The 21,099-nt window shown below is 50.3% G+C and carries 5 protein-coding genes; all 5 read left to right on the forward strand.

The features are described 5' to 3' along the window. Window positions 1-60 precede the first annotated feature (60 nt). The 5 genes from KVT36_RS26735 to KVT36_RS26755 are packed head-to-tail and all read left to right on the forward strand — an operon-like array spanning window position 61 to window position 21,085. Window positions 61-1,236: a lanthionine synthetase LanC family protein gene (locus KVT36_RS26735; RefSeq protein ID WP_217606507.1), complete on the forward strand. Its 1,176-nt coding sequence runs from the start codon at window positions 61-63 to the stop codon at window positions 1,234-1,236. Between the two features lie 47 nt (window positions 1,237-1,283). Further along, window positions 1,284-13,661 carry a non-ribosomal peptide synthetase/type I polyketide synthase gene (locus KVT36_RS26740; protein WP_217606508.1) on the forward strand — a complete coding sequence of 4,126 codons (12,378 nt, stop codon included), beginning with the start codon at window positions 1,284-1,286 and terminating at the stop codon, window positions 13,659-13,661. Between the two features lie 20 nt (window positions 13,662-13,681). Beyond that, entirely contained in the window at window positions 13,682-16,876 is a 3,195-nt protein-coding gene (locus KVT36_RS26745; protein WP_217606509.1) for a condensation domain-containing protein, read from the forward strand. A 9-nt stretch (window positions 16,877-16,885) separates the two neighbouring features. Further along, window positions 16,886-20,089 (forward strand): non-ribosomal peptide synthetase, encoded by a 3,204-nt coding sequence (locus KVT36_RS26750; protein ID WP_217606510.1) that lies wholly within the window; start codon window positions 16,886-16,888, stop codon window positions 20,087-20,089. Window positions 20,090-20,107: 18 nt separating this feature from the next. After that, window positions 20,108-21,085, forward strand: a complete 978-nt coding sequence (locus tag KVT36_RS26755; protein WP_217606511.1) for a TauD/TfdA family dioxygenase — start codon at window positions 20,108-20,110, stop codon at window positions 21,083-21,085. Window positions 21,086-21,099: the final 14 nt, after the last annotated feature.

The following is a 21,099-nucleotide window of genomic DNA, read 5'->3' on the forward strand; positions in this document are numbered from 1 at the left end:
GGGTTTCACGCCGGCAGTTAGCGAATGGTTTTTATTTGTTCTAACTAATATTGTCAAACGATGATAAAACCCGAAACCCCGGAGAGCCACGTGCTTGAACGACTTACAACCATTATCGGCAGGCAATTTGATGAAAGACCGGGGTTTGGGATACAGGATATTTCATTCGCGCTCTTTTATCACTACCTGTATAAAGCCACAACAGATAACGATCATTTAACACGACGGAATCAGTGCCTGGAAGTAATTATAAATGATCTGGAACAGCAAGACAGTGCCACCACAACCTTAGGAAGATACCCGTTTTTTTTTAACTGTCTGACGCATCTGTTGCAACAAATACAAACGGAAAATTTGGTATTGCAACCTTTGGTGCAACGTATAAATGACTGGAACAAGCGGCTGGTAACTGATACTGATTTTGACATCACAACATTACCCGCAATGGGTTACCTGACAGGTTGGGCCGGTGTGCTGTACTACTTTAAGAATTTGCCGGCGGCGTTTGAATCGAGGCAGCTTTTACTGGACCGGCATTTTGAACCCATTGCAAATCATGTGCAATGGATGTGCGAGCAGGAATTATTCCTTTTGCCGTATGAAACAAAGGAAACAGATATGGGGCTGGCAAAAGGCATCTGCGGGTTACTAATGGTAGTAGCAGATGTGGCGCACCTGGTAAGTTATCCGCAAACCGGCAGCATTATCGGAAGCTGTGTGCACCAGCTGATAAGATTACGCCAGGAAGTAGACCAGTCCGCTGATAAATGCTCTTTTTTTCCTTACCGGATCGATAATGAACAAAAGGTAGCATTATACAATAACAGCCTGGGCTGGGACAGCAGTGATCTGGGACAGGCGTTGCTGCTTTGCAGGGCGGCGCTGCTGTGCAAAAATTCAAATTACCTGCGTATGGCAGAATTGATTTCGCTCAACACCCTGTTAAGAAAAAATGAAACGCATACCGGCATACACGATGCCTCTGTACAATATGGCGCTGCCGGGGTTGCTCTTTTATATAAAAGATTATTTGCCTTCACAGGCAGAAAGGACTTGCTAAAAGGATATCATTACTGGATGGACCAAACCCTTACACTGGCGCAGGCTGCGCTGGAAAAGGAGGAACCACAAGAGAAGAACACCAGTATCCTGGAAGGACTGACCGGCATAGGACTGACCCTTTTATCCCGCAAATATGATTACGCAGCAGACTGGAGTAAGATCCTATTAGCCTAGAATGGATATGACCATGTAGTACTTAACCTGCATTTTCTATGTCACTTATGGAACAGGAATTAATCCCACCGTCACTGACGGAAGCCCTCCTCATGCTTAAAAATGAGGCACATACCGGTATTACATTTATAAGCGGCAGCCAGCAGGAAACCTTTGTTCCCTACAACCTGCTGTATACACAGGCGCTTAGCTGCCTGGGTTATTTACAGCAGCAGGGCATGCAGCCGGGTAATGAGCTGGTATTACAGGTGGATGATAATCACAGCTTCCTGGTAACCTTCTGGGCGGCCCTCATGGGCGGCATACGCCCGGTACCGCTGGCCGTAGCGCATTATACGGAGAGCAACCAGAAACTGTGCAGGATCTGGAAGATATTAGACCACCCTTATTTGCTTACTAACCGCCGCGTACATACGAACCTGGAAAAGTCTGCCGATGATCCTGCAATGAACATGCAGGAGATCTTATCCGGCGGGCGTTTGCTGTTGTTTGAAGATATGATGCAGCATGAGCAGGAAGGGAATATACATAAACCTGCGGCAGATGATATTGCGTTCATCCAATTTTCATCCGGTTCTACCGGTACCCCTAAAGGTGTTACGCTTACCCATAATAACGTGATCACGAATGTAAGCGCCATTATCAGTGCAGGCGCTATTTCAAAGGCAGATGCTACCTGCAGCTGGATGCCGCTTACGCATGATATGGGCCTAATTGGTTTTCACCTGGTGCCGCTGGTATCGGGTGCGCAGCAATATATGATGCCTACGGACCTGTATATACGCAGGCCTGCATTGTGGTTACAGGTGTTGTCGGCCCATAAGGCTACGCTCACCTCATCGCCCAACTTTGGTTACAAACATTTGTTGCAGCGCTTAGATGAAAATGCGCTGAAAGATATTGACCTCTCCTCCGTCCGCCTGATCTTCAATGGTGCAGAGCCTATTTCCATGGACCTGTGCCGCACTTTTCTTGCTGCCATGCAGCCGTATGGTTTACATCCGGATGTGATGTTTACCGTATACGGCCTGGCAGAAGCTACGCTGGCCGTGGCTTTTCCGCCACCGGCCCGCCCGCTTACAGGCATCCGTCTTTCACGTTTGCGCCTGGGCGTAGGGCAGCGTGTAAAGGTAGATGCTACAGAAAACCAGGTGGAATTTGCCAACCTGGGTAAGCCTGTACCTAATTGCCGCATACGCATTACCAATGAAAAAAATGAAGTGCTGGATGAGGGAAAGGTAGGGTATGTGCAGATCAGCGGCGATAACGTTACCAAAACCTATTATAATAATCCTGCAGCCACCAAAGAGGTGATCAAAGCCGGCTGGCTTAATACCTACGACCTGGGTTTTGTGCTGGAAGGCAACCTGTTTATTACCGGCCGTGCAAAGGATATCATTTTTGCAGGAGGCCTCAATTATTATGCGCACGACATTGAGCGCATTGCAGAGGAGCTGGATGAAATAGATACCGGCCGCATAGTAGCCTGCGGGGTGCCTGATATAGCTACGCAAACAGATGCGCTGGTATTATTTGTACTGTATAAAAAATCGTTAGAAAGTTTTTACCCCTTAACACAGGCGCTGAAAGCCCTGATAGCGGCCCGTTTGGGCATTCGTGTGCAGCAGGTGGTGCCGGTAAAACATATTCCTAAAACCACCAGCGGCAAAATAAAAAGGTTTATGCTGCTGGATGATCTTTTAAAAGGGGAGTATAACACTGTGCTGGAAGAGCTGGAAAAAATACAGCCTGCACCGGAGCCCGCAGCCCTTGCTGCACCGCCTTTGCAGGAGCTATCAGCCGCTGTTATCCGCCAGCACATTATTCAATTCCTTTCCGGCCGCCTGCAGGTACGCCCTGAAAATATAGATCCTTCCCGTGCGTTTGCAGAACTGGGCGTAACCTCCATGATAGCCGTGGAGCTGGCCGGTCACTTAGGGCAGCTGCTGCAGCGGGAGCTGGATACTACCCTTGCCTGGAACTTTGCTAACATACAGGCTTTAACAGAACATTTAAGCGGCGCAGCAGTGCAAACCACTACTGCCGCTGCTGATCATACTATAGCGGAACCCATTGCCATCATCGGGCTGGCCTGCCGTTTTCCGGGTGCAGAGAATGCCGCTGCTTATTGGGAATTACTGAAGAATGGAACAGATGTCGTAGGCCCCATGACTGCAGCACGCCGCGCCCTTACTCCCATGAACGGCCTGGCCGCACCCGGTGGTTACATTAGTAACATTGATGCTTTTGATGCGGCTTTTTTTGGGGTATCGCCCAAAGAAGCGCCCTGTATGGACCCGCAGCAGCGCATTATGATGGAAGTATGCTGGGAGGCGCTGGAGCATGCCGGCCTTACAGAAGAAAAGCTGACCGGCTCCGATACCAGTGTATTCATTGGCGTTAGTGGTAATGATTATGCGCGTATGCAGCTGGCAGCAGAAGGTGCGTTAAGCCCATACGCAGGTACCGGCAGCGCGTTTTCCATACTGGCCAACCGCTTGTCTTATTTCCTGGACCTGAAAGGTCCCAGCATGGCTATTGATACCGCCTGCTCTTCCTCCCTGGTAGCATTACACCAGGCCTGCAACAGCATCCGCAACGGTGAAAGCCGTATGGCTATAACCGGTGGTGTGAACTTATTATTAAGCCCTGAGCTGAACGAAGTATTTGGCGCAGCCAGCATGTTATCTGAAGATGGTAAGTGCAAAACCTTTGATGCTAACGCCAACGGTTATGTGAGGGGAGAGGGCTGCGGTGTGGTGATCTTAAAAAAGCTGTCGGCCGCTATGGACGATGGCGACTCCGTGCTGGCCGTGATCAGCGGCAGCGCCATTAACCAGGATGGCCGCAGTAATGGTCTTACCGCGCCCAACGGGCTTTCACAGCAGACTGTGATAATGAAGGCCATGCAGCAGGCAGGGCTAACACCCGCTGCAGTAAGTTATATTGAGGCGCATGGCACCGGTACGCCTTTAGGCGATCCTATTGAAATGAATGCGTTGAAAAACGTGCTCATGGAAGAAGGGCGGCAGCATCCTTTATGGATAGGCGCTGCAAAGGCCAGCATTGGCCACCTGGAAGCTGCAGCCGGTATAGCGGGTGTTATTAAAACCGTGCTGGCCCTGCAGCACCGGGAAATACCCGCCCAACTTAACTTTCAGTCCTTAAATCCTAATATTTCCCTGCAGCAGCTGCCCATGCACATACCGGTGCAGCACACAACATGGGAAGTGCCGGAAGGCAAAAAGCGGGTGGCTGGTATCAGCTCCTTTGGTTTTGGCGGCACCAACAGCCATGTGCTGATCACAGAAGCAGCTGCAGCTAGCAAAGCCGTTACAGAAGCGCCGCACCACCTGCTGTTATTATCTGCCAAAAATAAAACAGCTTTGCAGGATCTGTGCCGCAAGTACATAAGCTACCTGCAGCAGGATGATGTAACCTTAACACCCGTTTGTTACACCGCAGCCACAGCACGCACGCATTTCCCTTACCGTTTGGCTGTTTCCGCAGCTAATGTGCAGGAAGTACAGGCGCAGCTGCAAAGTTATTTACAGGCAGCTGATATTACGGCCCCGGGCCAACGTAAAAATGCGCCGCGTGCGGCCTTCCTCTTTACCGGGCAGGGCGTACAATACACGGGTATGGGTAAAACCCTGTACCAGACATATCCTGTATTTAAAGATGTTATTGATAAGTGCGGCGAATTATTACAACCCTGGTTACCGGTAGCCCTGACGGATGTTTTATTTAATCCCGCACATACAACCTTACTGCATCAAACAGCTTATACACAGCCGGCATTGTTTGCCTTTGAATATGCGCTGGCGCAGCTGTGGATGGCTTTTGGCATACAGCCCACAGTAGTAATAGGCCATAGTGTTGGTGAATATGCCGCCGCTTGTATAGCAGGTGTATTCAGCCTGGAAGATGCAGTGAAGCTGATTGCCAAACGCGGGCAGCTGATGCAGCAATTACCTGCCGGCGGTGAAATGATGGCCATTTTTACAACAGCGGATGCAGTGGATGCACAGCTGGCAACACTGCGGGATACCGTTTCCATTGCAGCTATCAATGGCCCCAAGCTGACTGTAATTGCCGGTGCAGCTGCCGGTGTGCAGCAGGTAGCTGCGCATTTTACAGCAGCAGGCATCCGCACCAAAACATTGCAGGTATCACACGCTTTCCACTCCCCGCTGATGCAGCCCATGGTAGCCGCTTTTAAAGAGGCAGCAGATACGGTTACTTACCACAAACCCAATATCAAGTTCATCTCCAACCTTAACGGCGAAGTAATGCATGATGCGCTGGCTACCCCCGAGTATTGGACACAGCATATACTGGCGCCCGTACAGTTTGAAAAAGGTATTCACATCCTGGAACAAACCGATTGCACGGCCTGGATGGAAATAGGGCCTGCACCCAGCTTACTGACCATGTGCCGCGATTTTACGGATACGGCTGCACGCCTGCAGGTAATGAGCGTTAAACCCGGGCAGCAGGACCTGCCTTTGCTGCTGGAAGCATTAGGTGCTTTATATGTGAATGGCGCACACATTCAGTGGCAGGCCGTGTACCACCCCTGGCCCTGCGCGCGCATTCCTTTACCAGCTTATCCTTTCCAGCATCAGCAATACTGGATAGAAAAACCTGTATCACACATGAACAAGCAAGAACAACCAGTTATGCAACACCATGTTATTGCCCCGGTAGCAGCTCCCAAAACCGCCACCACCGGCGTATTGGAAGCCATACAAAATATTATGGCCGCTGCCCTGCATGCGCAGCCCGATCAGCTGGATGTGCAGCTGCCTTTCCTGGAAATGGGTGCTGATTCCATTGTGCTGGTAGAAGCTCTTAGTAAAATTGAAAAGATCTACGGTATTAAAATAAGTATTGCGCAGGTGTTTGAAGAGCTGAGTACCATACAAGCCCTGGCAGATTATATTGAAGAACAAAACGGCCCTGCTGTACCTACAATGGATAGTATAGCAGCGCCGGTAACAGTACCTGTAAAAGCCCTTCCCATGTATCAGCAGCTGCTGCAGGAAATGGAAGCGCTTAGCCTGGACTATGTGATACAGGCCTTACAGGAGCTGCATATGCCGTTGCGGCAGGGCCATCAATTTCGTTTAGGCGAGCTTGCGCAGCAGCTGCGTATAGCCAAACCGCACTACCGCCTGTTACGCCGCATTCTGGAAATGCTAGAAGAAGGCGGTGTCCTGCAGCAGTACAGTGATGTATGGGAAGTGCTGCAAACGCCAATGCCGGTAAACCCGCAGCAGCGCATGGCTGCCTGTTTGGAACAATACCCTGAAGCGCAGGCAGAATTAATGTTGCTGCAACGCTGTGCCGCACAATTGCCTGCTGTATTAACCGGTGTTTTAAACCCGCTGGAAGTATTATTTCCCAAAGCAGATACTAACGGTGCTGCACAAGTGTACACCAATTCCTTTGGCGCGCAGGTGCTTAACACCTGTTGCCAGGAAGCCGTAAGCGCCTGGTTGCCGCTGTTCCCGCAGGAGAAAACCGTGAAGATCCTGGAGATAGGCGGCGGTACCGGCGGCACTACTACCTATGTGCTGAAAGCATTGAACACAAGGCCGGTGGAGTACACCTTCACAGATATTTCCACTTACCTGCTGCATAACAGCAAACAACAGTTCAGCGCTTATCCCTTTGTGGATTTCCGCAAGCTGGATATAGAGCAGGATCCCATTGCACAGCACTACCCGCAGCATGGTTATGATATGATCATTGCTGCCAACGTATTACATGCCACCAAAAACATGACGCAAACCCTGCAGCATGTGCGCTCTTTACTGGCACCGGGCGGGGTGCTGATGCTGATAGAAGGCGTACGCAAACAACGCTGGCTTGATCTCACCTTTGGCTTAACAGAAGGCTGGTGGCGCTTTGAGGACCAGCAGGTACGGCCGGATTATCCGCTGATGTCGCGCGAGATGTGGATGCAGCTACTCACCCGTACGGGTTTCCAGTCTGCAGAATGGTCATCGCCCATGATGCAGGATCAGAACGACTTTTTAGGGTATACGTTTATGATAGCGCAGGCAGTGGTAACACAAATGCCGGTAGCTGTTGCGCCTGCGACTGCTTTGCCTGCGGCTATTTTACCCGCTTCCAATAATGCGCTGGAAAATATATTGCTCAAACAAATGGAGCTCATGAATGCACAGCTGCAGGTGCTGAAAGGGATGCCTGTTGGTGGGGATGGTGCAGCTGTAATGGCGCAAGCGCCTGTACCGGTTGTTATGAATAATATGGTTGCAGCAGAAACATCTATGCGTGGGCAAGCTGCTGTACCTACTATGCTAACAGCAGATGAAAGATCTGCTGCAATGCAGGAACGGCCTGCAGTTGCTATGAGATCATCCACTGCTCCCATTCGCGCAGCTAAACAGGAAACCGTAAAATTCAATCCCGTAAAACTGGCGGAAGATAAACCGCTCTCATTCCGGCAGCTGGCTTTCCTTGAAAATTTCATACAACGTTATAACGCCAAAACCGGCGCCTCCAAAGAATTTGCACAGCAGCACCGCCGCGTGCTTTCCGACTGGATCAATTCTTTAGGTTTCCGGCAGGCGCTGAAAGAAGTGTTATATCCCATTGTGTCAGCACATTCTGCAGGCGCGCATTTCACAGATATTGACGGTAATGAGTATGTAGATATTGCCATGGGCTTTGGCGTGAACTTTTTTGGCAACAGCCCGGCTTTTGTTACTGCAGCCATACAGGAGCAGCTAACAGAAGGGTATGAGCTGGCCACCCAGTCAGACCTGGCAGGTGAAGTAGCTAACCTGGTACATGAGCTGACCGGTGTGGAAAGGGTAACCTTCACCAATACCGGTACCGAAGCGGTGATGAATGCCCTGCGTATTGCCCGCACCAAAAGCGGCAAGGGCAAGGTAGCAGTGTTCAAGGGATATTACCATGGCACCTTTGACGGGTTGCTGGCACAATCGCACAGTGATGGCAGCAGCGTATACACTTCACCGGTAGCACCCGGCACCACACAGGGTATGGTAGAAGATATGGTGTTGCTGAACTATGGTACGGATGAAGCGCTGGAATATATTATAGCCAACGCACATGAGCTGGGCGGGGTATTGGTAGAACCGGTGCAGAGCCGCCGCCCGGGCTTTTTCCCAAAAGACTTTTTACTGCGCCTGCGGCAGATCACTGCAGAGAAAAATATTCCCTTTATACTGGACGAGATCATTACCGGTTTCCGGATGCATCCCGGTGGTATGCAGGCTAAGCTGGGCATACAGGCCGATATTGTAACCTATGGTAAAATAGCCGGTGGCGGAATGCCCATAGGTATTGTAGCTGGTAAAGCTGCTTTCCTGGACGCTATTGACGGCGGCTGGTGGAACTATGGGGATGATTCTTATCCCGGTGCGCAGATGACCGTATTTGGCGGCACTTTTTGCCGGCACCCCTTAGCTATGGCTGCTGCCAGGGCAGTGTTGCAGCATATCAAAAAAGCCGGAACCGGTTTGCAGGATGGTGTGAATGAAAAAACTGCCCGCCTGGCCGCTAAGCTGAACACCTTTTTTGAAGCCTGTAATGTAAGCATCCGGATGGTGCACTTTGGCTCCCTGTTCCGCTTTGAACCCTTTGGCAAATACAACCCGCTGTTACAGCCTATAGAAATGGATGTGTTCTTTTATATGCTGATAGAAAAGGGTATCTACACCTGGGAAAGAAGGATCTGTTTCTTGTCAGCTGCGCATACAGACCGGGATCTTGACCTCATTGTACAAAAGGTAAAAGAAACCATCCTGGAAATGATGGGTGGCGGCTTTTTCCCTGAAGCGCGCTATGAGGATACAGTGGCGGCACCTGCCATGGAGAGCCTGATCATGAACAGCCATGCACCGCTAACAGCTGCCCAGCAACAGTTATGGGTGCTGGCGCAGATGGAAGAAGCCGGATCGCAGGCCTATAACGTACACGCCTGTGTGCAAATGGAAGGTCCCGTGCAGGTAGAAGCCCTGCACCAGGCTTTACAAAAAGTGACAGACCGGCATGAAGCATTAAGAACAAGTATCAGCGCAGATGGTGAGCAACAGATCATAAACGCGCAGGTAGCTGTTTGTTTTTCCCTGGCAGATTGCAGTAACCTGGCAGGTGAAGCGCAAGCCGCCGCCATTACGCAATGGAAACAGGAAAAAAGCCAGGTATTGTTTGATGGGCTGCAGCAGCCTTCCCTGTTCCGTGCAGACCTGCTGCGCACCGGCCCGGCCACTTACCTGCTGCTGTTAACCGTGCATCATATAGTATCTGATGGCTGGTCAATAGGCGTATTGCTGCAGGACCTGGCCAGTTATTATACCGGTATCTGCACCCAGCAAAATATAACTTTAGAAACACCCCAGCAGTTCAGGGAGTATATCCGTGAACGTGATCAGCAGCTTACACCTGAGCAGCGTAAACAGCATACTGCTTACTGGCTGCAAAAGTTTGCCGGTGCGCAACCGGTGCTGGCCCTGCCTTTGGACCATGCGCGGCCCCCGGTAAAAACCTATACCGGCGCCAGTTTGTCCAAACACCTGGATCCTGCCATGATGCAGGAGATCAAGACCGTTAGTAAACAAAATGGTGTAACACCTTTTATGACGCTGCTGGCCGCCTACATGCTGCTCATGCATAAGCTCTCCGGGCAGGATGAAGTGATAGTAGGTATACCTGCCTCCGGCCGTTTTGCAACGCAGGATGAAAACACCATTGGTTACTGCGCGGGCATACTGCCGCTGCATAGCCAGCTGGCAGCAGGTAACAGCCTGGCAGACCATATGAAGGCTGTGAAACAGGAATTTATTAACAGCCTGCAGCACCAGGATGTGCCCATGGCCGACTGGATGCAGCAGCTGGACCTGCCGCAGGATCTTAGCAGCACACCCTTATTCTCTACCGTGTTCAATGTAAACCCGGCTATTGTGAATGCAGCTGCTATGGAATTTCACGGACTGCACACTTCCTTTTTGCCGCTGGATATGCACTTCACCGCCTACGACCTCATTTTTGATATGATGGAAGAGAATGGGGAATGGGTACTATCCTGCGTGTATAATACCGATCTTTTTGAAGCTGCTACCGTACAACGTTTTGCAGACTTCTATGAAATAATGCTGCGCAACATCACAACCAGTGTAAGCACACCAGTTGCTGCCAGCTCCATTTTAACCGTAGCAGAACAACAACAGCTGCTGGCTTTTAATGATACAGTTGCTGATTTTCCGGATGATAAAACCCTGGCGCAGCTGTTTGAAGAGCAGGTGCTTTTACGCCCTGATGCTACGGCAGTAGTGTTTGAAGAAAAACGTTTATCCTTTGCAGAGCTGAATGAAAAGGCCAACCAGCTGGCCCATTACCTCCAAACCAATTACCAGCTGGGGCCTAATGACCTGGTAGCGCTGATCATGGACCGTTCTGAATGGATGGTGATAGCGCTGTTAGGCACCTTAAAGGCAGGCGCAGCTTATGTGCCCATTGCCACGGAATACCCGCTGGAAAGGGTGCACTATATCCTGAACGATACTAAAGCCCGTGTAGCCATTACTGACAACGCCATGCCGGAGCTGCCTATAGCCTTGCCGCTGGCAGCCAGCTGGGCTACCATTGCTGCTTTCAATAATAAGAACCCTGAGCATAGTTGTACTGCCACTGCCCTGGCTTATGTGATCTATACCTCCGCTTCTACCGGCCAGCCCAAAGGGGTAATGGTAGCGCATAAGGGCGTAGTGAACCGTTTACACTGGCAACATGGGTATTACAATATTACCCCGGCAGATGTGGTGCTGCAGAAAACCCCTTATGTGTTTGATGTATCTGTATGGGAATTTTTTGTACCGCTGTGTTATGGCGCACGCCTGGTGCTGTGTCCCAAGGATGCTGCTTATGATCCTGAATTATTAACTGCCCTGGTGGCCACACACGGTATAACACAGATCCATTTTGTGCCCAGCATGTTAGGTTTATTCTTACAGGCGTTGGATGCTGAAAAGGTACAGCAGCTGTTATCCCTGAAGCAGGTGTATTGCAGCGGGGAAGCGCTGAAACCGGAATTTGTGAAACAGTTCTTTACCGTATTATCCTGCGGGCTGCATAACCATTACGGGCCTACGGAAGCCTCTGTGGAAGTAAGTAATTACAGCGCCCGGCCCAACGATGTAGTGATACCTATCGGTAAGCCTATCAGCAACCTGCAGCTCTATGTGCTTGACAAAGCCCTGCAGCTGGCGCCCATTGGCGTAACCGGTGAATTATACATCGGTGGGGTAGGGCTGGCCAAAGGTTACTGGAACCAGCCTGCGCTTACCAAAGAAAAGTTTATCAGCAACCCGCATAAGGCTAACGATACTTTATATCATACCGGCGATATTGCCCGCTGGCTGCCAGATGGGAATGTAGAATACCTGGGCCGTACAGACCAGCAGGTGGAGATCCGCGGTTACCGTATAGAAACCGGTGAAATAGAACATGCGCTGGCAGAACATGAGCAGGTGAAAGATGTGGTGGTGCTGGCCCGCAGCGGAAAAGGCGCAGAGCCTTACCTGGCAGCCTATTTCACCAGCGAGGTGAATATAGAAAGCGCGGTGCTGCGCAGCTACCTGCTGCAACGCTTACCGGAATACATGGTGCCGGCATGGTTTATACAGCTGGGTAGTATTCCGCTGAATGTAAGCGGCAAGGCAGACCGTAAATCATTACCGGATCCGGAAGTAATGGGTCTGGTGCATAACAATGATTTTATAGCGCCGCGTAATACAGCAGAAACAACGCTGGCCGGTTTATGGGAAGAAGTATTGGGCCACAATCATATCAGCGTGCAGGACCGGTTTTTTGAAGTAGGCGGTCAATCGCTGAAAGCAGCCCGGCTGGCAGCCCGCATCCAACAGGCTTTCCAGGTACGGGTACCTTTACGCCAGCTGTTCCGCCATACCACTATTGAAGAACAGGCCATGATGATAGAGCGGGCCGGCAAAAAGGAAACAGCAGCTATAGAAGTAATACCCGAACAGCCTTATTATGAGGTAAGTCAGGCCCAGCGCAGGTTATGGATGATGAATGAATTTGAGACCGCGCAAACCGCCTTTAATATGACCGGCGCTGCCATGCTGGAAGGGCAGCTGGATATTAACGCTTTCCGCGAAGCATTTCAACAGCTTATTAACCGTCATGAAATATTGCGTACCACCTTCATCCGTGTGGATGGGGAGCCCAAACAGGTGGTGCATACCCAAACCAATTTTGCAGTAACGTATATAGATCTCCGTAAGGAGGCTGCCCCGCAGCAGCAATTAACCCGGCTGCTGGAAGATGCGGCAAAATGCTCCTTTAACCTGGAACAGGGTCCGCTGATGCAGGTGCTGCTGATACAGCTGCAGGATGAGGTATACCGCATCAGCTTTACCATGCACCATATTATTTCCGATGGCTGGTCGCTGGAAATACTGATCAATGAAGTATGGCAGCTGTATGGCGCTCTTGTACAGCAAAAGCCTGCGCCCTTAGCACCCCTGCGCCTGCAGTATAAGGATTATGCACACTGGCGTAACCAGCAAATGCAGCAGGGCGCTATGGAAGCACACCGCCGTTACTGGCTGAAACAGTTTGAAGGGGAAGTACCGGTATTACACCTGCCTGCCGACAAAGCCCGGCCGGCAGTGAAAACACATCGCGGCAGCACTGCCTGGTTTATGCTGGATGCGGCCCTTAGCGCAACTATTGACCGTATGGCCACAGAAACGCAGGTAACGCCTTTCTCCGTATTGCTGGCAGCCGTGAACCTGCTGTTATACCGTTACACCGGGCAAAAAGACCTGGTAGTGGGTGTACCCATTGGCGGCCGCGACCACCCGGAGCTGGAAAACCAGATCGGTTTTTATACCAACATGATAGCAGTACGCAACCAGCTGCCGGTGCAACGATCTTTCAAAGAAGTATTAACTACCACGGAAAAATGTTTTATAGAAGCTTATGAGCATGGCGTATATCCCTTTAACCAGGTAGTGGAAGACCTGCACCTGCAGCGTGATCCGGGCCGCTCTCATTTGTTTGATGTAATGCTGCAGTATGAAAGTTTTGCAGCTATACACAGCACGGAAGAACGCTTTGCCGGTATTACCTTAAGAACGCTGGATATAGATGATGGCGCCAGCAAGTTTGACCTCACGTTTGCCTTTAAGCCAGTGGAAAATGGTTTACAGCTGTCCATCAATTACAGTACAGACCTGTTCTTACCTGCCACCATTGCAGCTATGAAAGATGAGCTGGTGAAGCTGCTGAATGCTGTACAGCAGAACATGCAGCTAACGCCTGTAGCATTGAAACAGCAGCTCTCCGGCACACAGCAGGAGCAATGGCAGTTTGCCACCACCGCCATCAGCGTAGATTTTTAAACTGCCTTCAAAAGATATATATGAATAAGAAAATTCTTCATACACTATTTGAAAACCAGGCCGCACAAGCGCCGGAACGTATAGCCATACAGGAAACACAGCGCAGCCTTAGCTACGGTACGCTGAATGCAGCAGCCAACCGCCTGGCCCATTATTTACGCAGCCTGGGTATTGGCCGGGAAAGTATGGTGGGGGTGATGATACCCGGCGGCGGCGCGCTGGTGGCAGCTTTGCTGGCAGCCTTTAAAGCAGGCGGGGTGTACCTGCCTATAGATACCGCTTTCTCCGGCAAGCGTTTAAAACAAATGTTCACACTCAGCACACCGGAAGTATTGATCATTTCTACCACACAAAAGGCAGCTATCCTGGAATTGCTGAATGGGCTGCAGATCCTTATACCACAGTTGGTGGTGCTGGATGAAATGCTGTTGTTTGAAGGCGCTGATAGTTTTGCAGCTACTAACCCGGAACTGATCAATGACCCCGAAGATGGCAACTACCTTTTTTATACCTCCGGCTCAACCGGCGATGCCAAGGCCTTCCTGGGCTGCCACCAGAGCCTGAGCCACTTTATACACTGGGAGCTGAAGGAGTTTGGAATAACTGCTGAAGATAAGATCAGCCAGTTGTCGCAGTTCACTTTTGATGCTTCCCTGCGCGATATTTTCCTGCCCCTGAGCTGCGGCGCTACATTATGTATGCCGGAGCCGGGCATTAAATCTAATGTGCTGCAGCTGATAGATTGGATCAATAACAGCGGTGTTACGCTGGTGCATTGTGTGCCGGCATTGTTCCGCCTTATTACCAGAGAGCTGCTGCAAAACCCGCAGTCAGGCATGTTCCCGCAGCTGAAATACATACTCATGGCTGGTGAAGCGCTGTATGTAAAAGATCTGCAGAACTGGCGCAGCGCAGCAGGCACACATGTGGAGATCGTGAACCTGTATGGTACTTCTGAAACCACGCTGGCCAAAACCTTTTACCGCATTGGCGAGCTGCCTGATAACCCGCAGCTGGCCATTCATGCCGGTAAACCTATTGACAATGCTGCCGTGCTGATCATGAATGATGGCATTCCCTGTGCCGTGAATGAAGTGGGTAATATTTATATCCGCACCCCTTTCATGACCAAAGGTTATTACCGCAATGAGGCCCTGAACCGCGAAGTGTTTATACAAAACCCTTTAGTGGATTTTAAAGATACCCTGCACCAAACAGGTGATATGGGCCGGTTCAATGCAGACGGCAATATTGAAGTGCTGGGCCGTACAGACGACCAGGTGAAGGTGAACGGCATCCGCGTAACGCTCGGAGAAGTGAAACAAGGAGTGCTGGAAGTAAGCGGCGTGCAGCAGGTGGAAATTGTAGCCGCAGAAAATAATGATAATGGCAACGACCTGTTATGCTATTATACCGGCGCTGTTACAGTAGAAGAGCTGCGTAATAGGCTGGCTTATGCCCTGAATGAGAATATTATGCCTGCCTTCTTTATTCAAATGGAAAGTTTTCCGCTTACCATTAATGGAAAGGTAGATAAGAAGATGCTGCCTAAACCTGCAGCAGTAATAGAAGATGCCGGTTATGAAGCGCCGGTTAATGATACGGAAAAGGAGATGGAAGCCATGTGGGCAGAGCTGTTAAGCCTTCCGCGGGTGGGCCGCAACGTATCGTTCTTTAAAGTAGGCGGTACTTCCCTTAAAGCCATACAGCTTATTTCCCGCGTGTACAAAAAGTACAATGTGCTTATTAAGGTGAACGACATTTTCACCCATGCAAGCATTGCGCAGCTCAGCGCTTTCCTGCTGAACAAGCAGGCGCCGGCCACGGGCATTACACCGATAGCGCCGCAAGCCTGCTATGATGTAACACATGCGCAGAAACGTTTGTGGATGATGGATCAGCTGGAAGATGCACAGGCAGCCTATAACATCCCGGGCGCATTTATGCTGCAGGGTAATTTAAATATAAACGCACTGGAACAGGCCTTTCTCCAGCTGATAACCCGTCATGAAAGTTTGCGCACCACTTTTACAGCAGTTGACGGTGTACCTAAGTTCCGGGTACAGGAGGCGGGTGCGCAGATCTTTCATATTGACTGTAAAGACCTGAGCAATGATCCGCAGGCCATGCAAACCGCCCGCCATATGGCCAGCCAATTATTCCGTACCTCCTTTAACCTGGAAAGCGGCCCGCTGTTAAAAGCTATGCTGTTGCAGGTTGCGGCAGATCAACATGTGTTCTTGTTTGCTATGCACCATATTATTTCCGATGGCTGGTCAATACAGATAATGGTAAAAGAGCTGCTGGCTTTGTATAATAATAAGAACGCAGTCTTGCCTGCGCTGAAGATCCAGTATAAGGATTATGCAGCCTGGTTAAATAACCAGATGAATGATAAAACCTGGCAGGCGCACCGCCGTTACTGGCTGCAGCAGTTTGAAGATCTGGCGCCGGCCTTACAGCTGCCTACCGATCATCCGCGGCCATTAGCCAGAACCACCAATGGCGCTACACTGGAATTTGAGATCAATGAAACCTTAACTGCCGGTATTAAAGCGCTGGCCCGCGCGCAGGATGTAAGCGTATATATGTGCCTGTTGGCTACGATGAAAGTGCTGTTATATCACTACTCCGGCCAGGATGACATTGTAACCGGTATGCCGGTAGCAGGCCGTGTGCATAAAGACCTGGATGAGCAGCTGGGCCTGTATGTGAACATGCTGGCCATCAGAACCAGGTTGCAAACGGAAAATAACTTTTTACAGCTGCTGAAGAACGTAAAACAAACTTTGCTGGGCGCTTATGAGCACCAGGTATATCCCTTTGATCAATTGGTGGAAGCTTTACACCTGGAACACGATACCAGCCGCTCTCCCTTAACAGATGTATGGGTGCAACATAGTGATACCCCCTGGGTACAGGCGCAGGATGCTAACCTTACGATTACGCCTTTTGAAACCGGCCATACCTACAGTAAGGTAGACCTGACAGTGAAGTTCATTGAAACAGGCAGCACCATCAGCGTGATCCTGGAATATAATACAGACCTGTTTAAGGAAAGCACCATGGTGCAAATGAAAGATAACCTGTTGTTGTTAATGAATGCCATCCTGCAACAGCCAGAGCAATCCTTAACTGCCCTTAGCGCTCACTTGCCAGGCATACGCCAGCATGCACCTGTACATCAACTGGAAAGTATCAGTAACGACTATTAATCTCTTTTTATGAATAAAAGGATCATACATACCGTATTTGAACAACAGGCCCTGCGCGTGCCCAATAATATAGCCGTTGCAGAAGAAACGCAGCAGGTCACTTACCGGGAATTGAATAACCAGGCCAACCAGCTGGCGCACCTGTTAAGAGAAAAAGGCGTGGGTAAAGAGGAAGTGGTGAGCGTGCTGGTGCCTGCAGGCATTCAGCTTGCTACTGCGCTGCTGGCAGTGTTTAAGTCAGGCGGGGTATACCTGCCTATGGACCCTGCCTTTTCCCGTAAGCGTTTGCTGCAGATGTTCACACAAACGGCTACACGGGTATTGATCACCTGCCGCGCCTTGCAGGAAACCGCGCAAACCCTGATCCGCGAGCTGGAGCTGGACATTCCGCACCTGCTGGTAATGGAAGATCTGCCTTATGAGAATTATTCAGCTGAAAACCCGGAGCTGATCAATGAACCGGGCGACAGTAACTATATCTTTTACACATCCGGCTCCACCGGTGCTGCCAAGGCATTCCTGGGCTGCCATGATAGCCTGAGCCATTTTATACACTGGGAGCTGAAAGAGTTTGGCGTGGATGAAACTTTTAAGGTAAGCCAGCTTTCACAGATCACCTTTGATGCTTCCCTGCGAGATGTGCTGCTGCCCCTGAGCTGTGGTGGTACCTTATGTGTGCCTTTACCGGAAACCCGCTCCAATGTAATTACGCTGATGGCCTGGCTGGAAGCGCAGCGCGTAACGCTGGTACATTGTGTGCCTTCCCTCTGGCGATTAATGAGCAAGGAATTAGCTGCGCAGGATGCTACAGCAATACGCCTGCCGGAATTGAAACATATCCTGATGGCCGGTGAGCCCTTGTATGGTAAGGACCTGCAGCTGTGGTTTGCCACTGCTGCGCAGCATGTAGAGATCGTGAATTTATACGGCACCTCTGAAACCACCCTGGCCAAAACTTTTTACCGTATTAAAGAAGCCCCGGCAGATGCTTCGCAGGTAATGCATGTAGGGCAGCCTATCAGTAATACGGCTGTAATGATCTTACACCAGGGTCAGTTATGTGAGCCGGGTAAGATCGGGGAAGTGTACATCCGCACCCCTTTCATGACCAAAGGTTATTATAAAGACCCGGTTTTAACTGCCAGTGTATTTATCCAGAACCCTTTTGTGAAGGATCGTACGGAGCTGATGCACAAAACCGGCGATATGGGTAAGTACCTGCCGGACGGTAACATAGAAATACTGGGCCGTTTGGATGAGCAGGTGAAAGTGAACGGCATCCGTGTAGAGCTGAACGAGATAAAACAGGCCGTGCTGGGCATGCCAGGTATGCAGGAAGTAGTGGTAATGGCACACAAGAACAATGATCACCAGAACGAGCTGGTTTGTTATTACATAGCATCCGGTATAACAGTTACGGAGCTACGCACTTACCTGGAAGCTGAGCTGAATGAAAATGTGATCCCGGCCTGGTTTGTACCCATGACAGAATTTCCCTTAACCATTAATGGCAAGGTAGATAAAAGAGCCCTGCCCAAACCGGAAGCCCTGGTGCTGGATCCGGCTGACTATGAACCTGTGCAGGGTGAAACAGAACAGCAGCTGGAAACCATCTGGAAATCCATCCTGGGTTTGAATAATATTGGCCGTAAGGCAAATTTCTTTAAAGCCGGTGGCACTTCTTTAAAAGCCATGCAGGTTATATCCCGCATCTATCAGCAGTTTGAAGTAGGAGTGAAGCTAAGTGATATGTTTGCCCGCCCGGACATCAGGCAGATGGCAGCTTTCATTGAAAGCGCGTCTACCAGCGCTTACCAGGCCATACCTGTTGCAACGCAGCAAACCTATTATCCGGTAACGCCGGCCCAGAAAGGATTGTGGATCCAGGACCAGTTTGGATCACAACCCGCCTTATATAATATGCCCGCTGCATTTATACTGGAAGGTAAGCTGGACAAAGCGGCTTTGCAAAAGGCCATCACCATACTGGTTATACGGCATGAAAGTCTGCGTACAACATTTGTAAGCAGTGGTGGTACCGTGCAGCAAAAGATCCATGCTGTAATGGAAGTGCCCCTTTCCACCACGGACCTGCAATCTGTTAAAGACCCGCTGGAAGCTGCCAGGAAAATAGCGATGCAGGCCATGGCTATGCCTTTTGATCTGCAACAAGGGCCGTTGATCCGTACGCATCTGCTGCAGCTGGCAAAAGACCGGTTCATTTTCCTGTTCAATACCCATCATATTATTTCCGATGGCTGGTCAGAGGAGATCCTGGTAAAAGAGCTCTTTACTCTGTATGCTGCCTACAGCAAGCAGCTGGCAAATCCGTTACCGCCTTTAGCCATCCAGTATAAAGATTATGCAGCCTGGTTAAATACCCAGCTAAGTGATGCGGTATTACAGGAGCAGGCCCAATACTGGCAGCAACAGTTTGCCGGCGAGCTGCCCGTGCTGCAGTTCCCTACAGATTATCCACGCCCGGCAGAACGTACTACTAACGGCGATGTATATAGCTTTTCTGTACCTGCAACCATTACTGCACAATTGCAAACCTGTGCGCAGCAGGAAGGCGCCTCCCTGTTCATGGCGCTGGTAGCAGCCGTAAAATCCCTGCTGAACCGCTTCACCGGCCAGGAAGATATGATCATTGGCGCACCCATTGCCGGCCGCACACATAAAGATGTGGAGCCGCTGGTAGGTTTGTTTGTGAACATGCTGGCCTTGCGCACACAGTTCAGCAGCGGGCTCACCTTCCGCCAGCTGCTGAATAAGGTGAAACAAACGGTTACCAATGCTTACGCCCACCAGCATTATCCTTTTGATGAGCTGGTACGCGCGCTGAACCTGGAATTTGATAACCGCCGCGCGCCGCTTGCGGATGTATGGGTACAGCTAACAGATGCCCCCATGACGTTTGATGACAAGAGCGAGCTGCAGGTAACGGAATACAACCCCGGTTACCTGACCAGTAAGGTAGACCTCACCTTTAAATTCACTGCGTTTGACGATCGCCTGCAGGTAATCCTGGAATACAATACAGACCTGTTCCGCCGTGAAACCATGGAACAGCTGGAGGCACATTTCAACTATGTATTACAGCAGCTGCTGGATAACGACAGCCTGCCCCTGAACGCTGTAACCCTGCTTACTTCCGGCGAAGAAGCAGCCGAAGCAGATGATTTCCTCAACAGCATGTATAACCTATCATAAACTATAAAACAGAAGACTATGGAACATACTATGTTACAGGAAGCGCTGGTGCAGGTGGATGAACAACAGTTTCCGCTGACCATCACTTTTGAAAAGAACACCCCCGTAGATACTTTAATAGAATGGTACAGGAATAATACCGCATATATAGATGCGCAGTTATTGAAAAAAGGCGCTGTGCTGATCCAGGGTGTAGCCATTAACACCGTGCCGGACTTTGAAAGAATGACGGCCTCCGTTTCCACCAAGTTCCGCAACTACGTGGATGGCAGCTATCCCCGCCGCAACCTGAAAGGCCATGTGTACATCTCCACGGAGTATGATCCTGCCTTTGACATTACGTTGCACAATGAGCTGTCTTACTCTGTAAAATGGCCATCACGCTTATACTTTGGCAGCATTATACCCGCAGCTACCGGCGGGGAAACACCACTGGCCGACAGCCGGGAAGTAGTACGGGTAATGAACCCCTCCCTGCTGGACGAGTTTGAGAACAAAAAGGTACGTTATGTACGCAACCTGCATGCCGGCGACGGTTTAGGCCCCACCTGGATGGATACCTTTGAAACAGAAGACCGCAAAGTAGTAGAACGCCACTGCGATGAAATTGAAATAGAATATTACTGGAAAGATAACGGCGGCTTAAAGCTGGTACATACCCGCCCGGCTACACGCAAACACCCGGTTACCGGTGAGCGTGTATGGTTTAACCAGGCCGACCAGTTCCACCCTTCACATTTCCGCAAGGAAGTATATGAAACCCTGATGCTGCTGGCCGATTTTAATGAAGAGGAATTGCCTTTGTACGCCTGTTTTGGTGATGGTACCAAAATACCGGAAGCCGCCATTAAAGAGGTGGTCGATACCATTAACGGTGTTGCAGTAATCCGCCCCTGGGTAAAGGGCGACTTTGTAGTGCTGGATAATATGCTGGCAGCGCATGGCCGCAAATCTTACACCGGGGATAGACAGACGGTGGTGTCTATGGCGCCGTAATTAACAATCCGTAA

This window comes from Chitinophaga sp. GbtcB8, from assembly GCF_019091455.1.
Lineage (GTDB): Bacteria > Bacteroidota > Bacteroidia > Chitinophagales > Chitinophagaceae > Chitinophaga.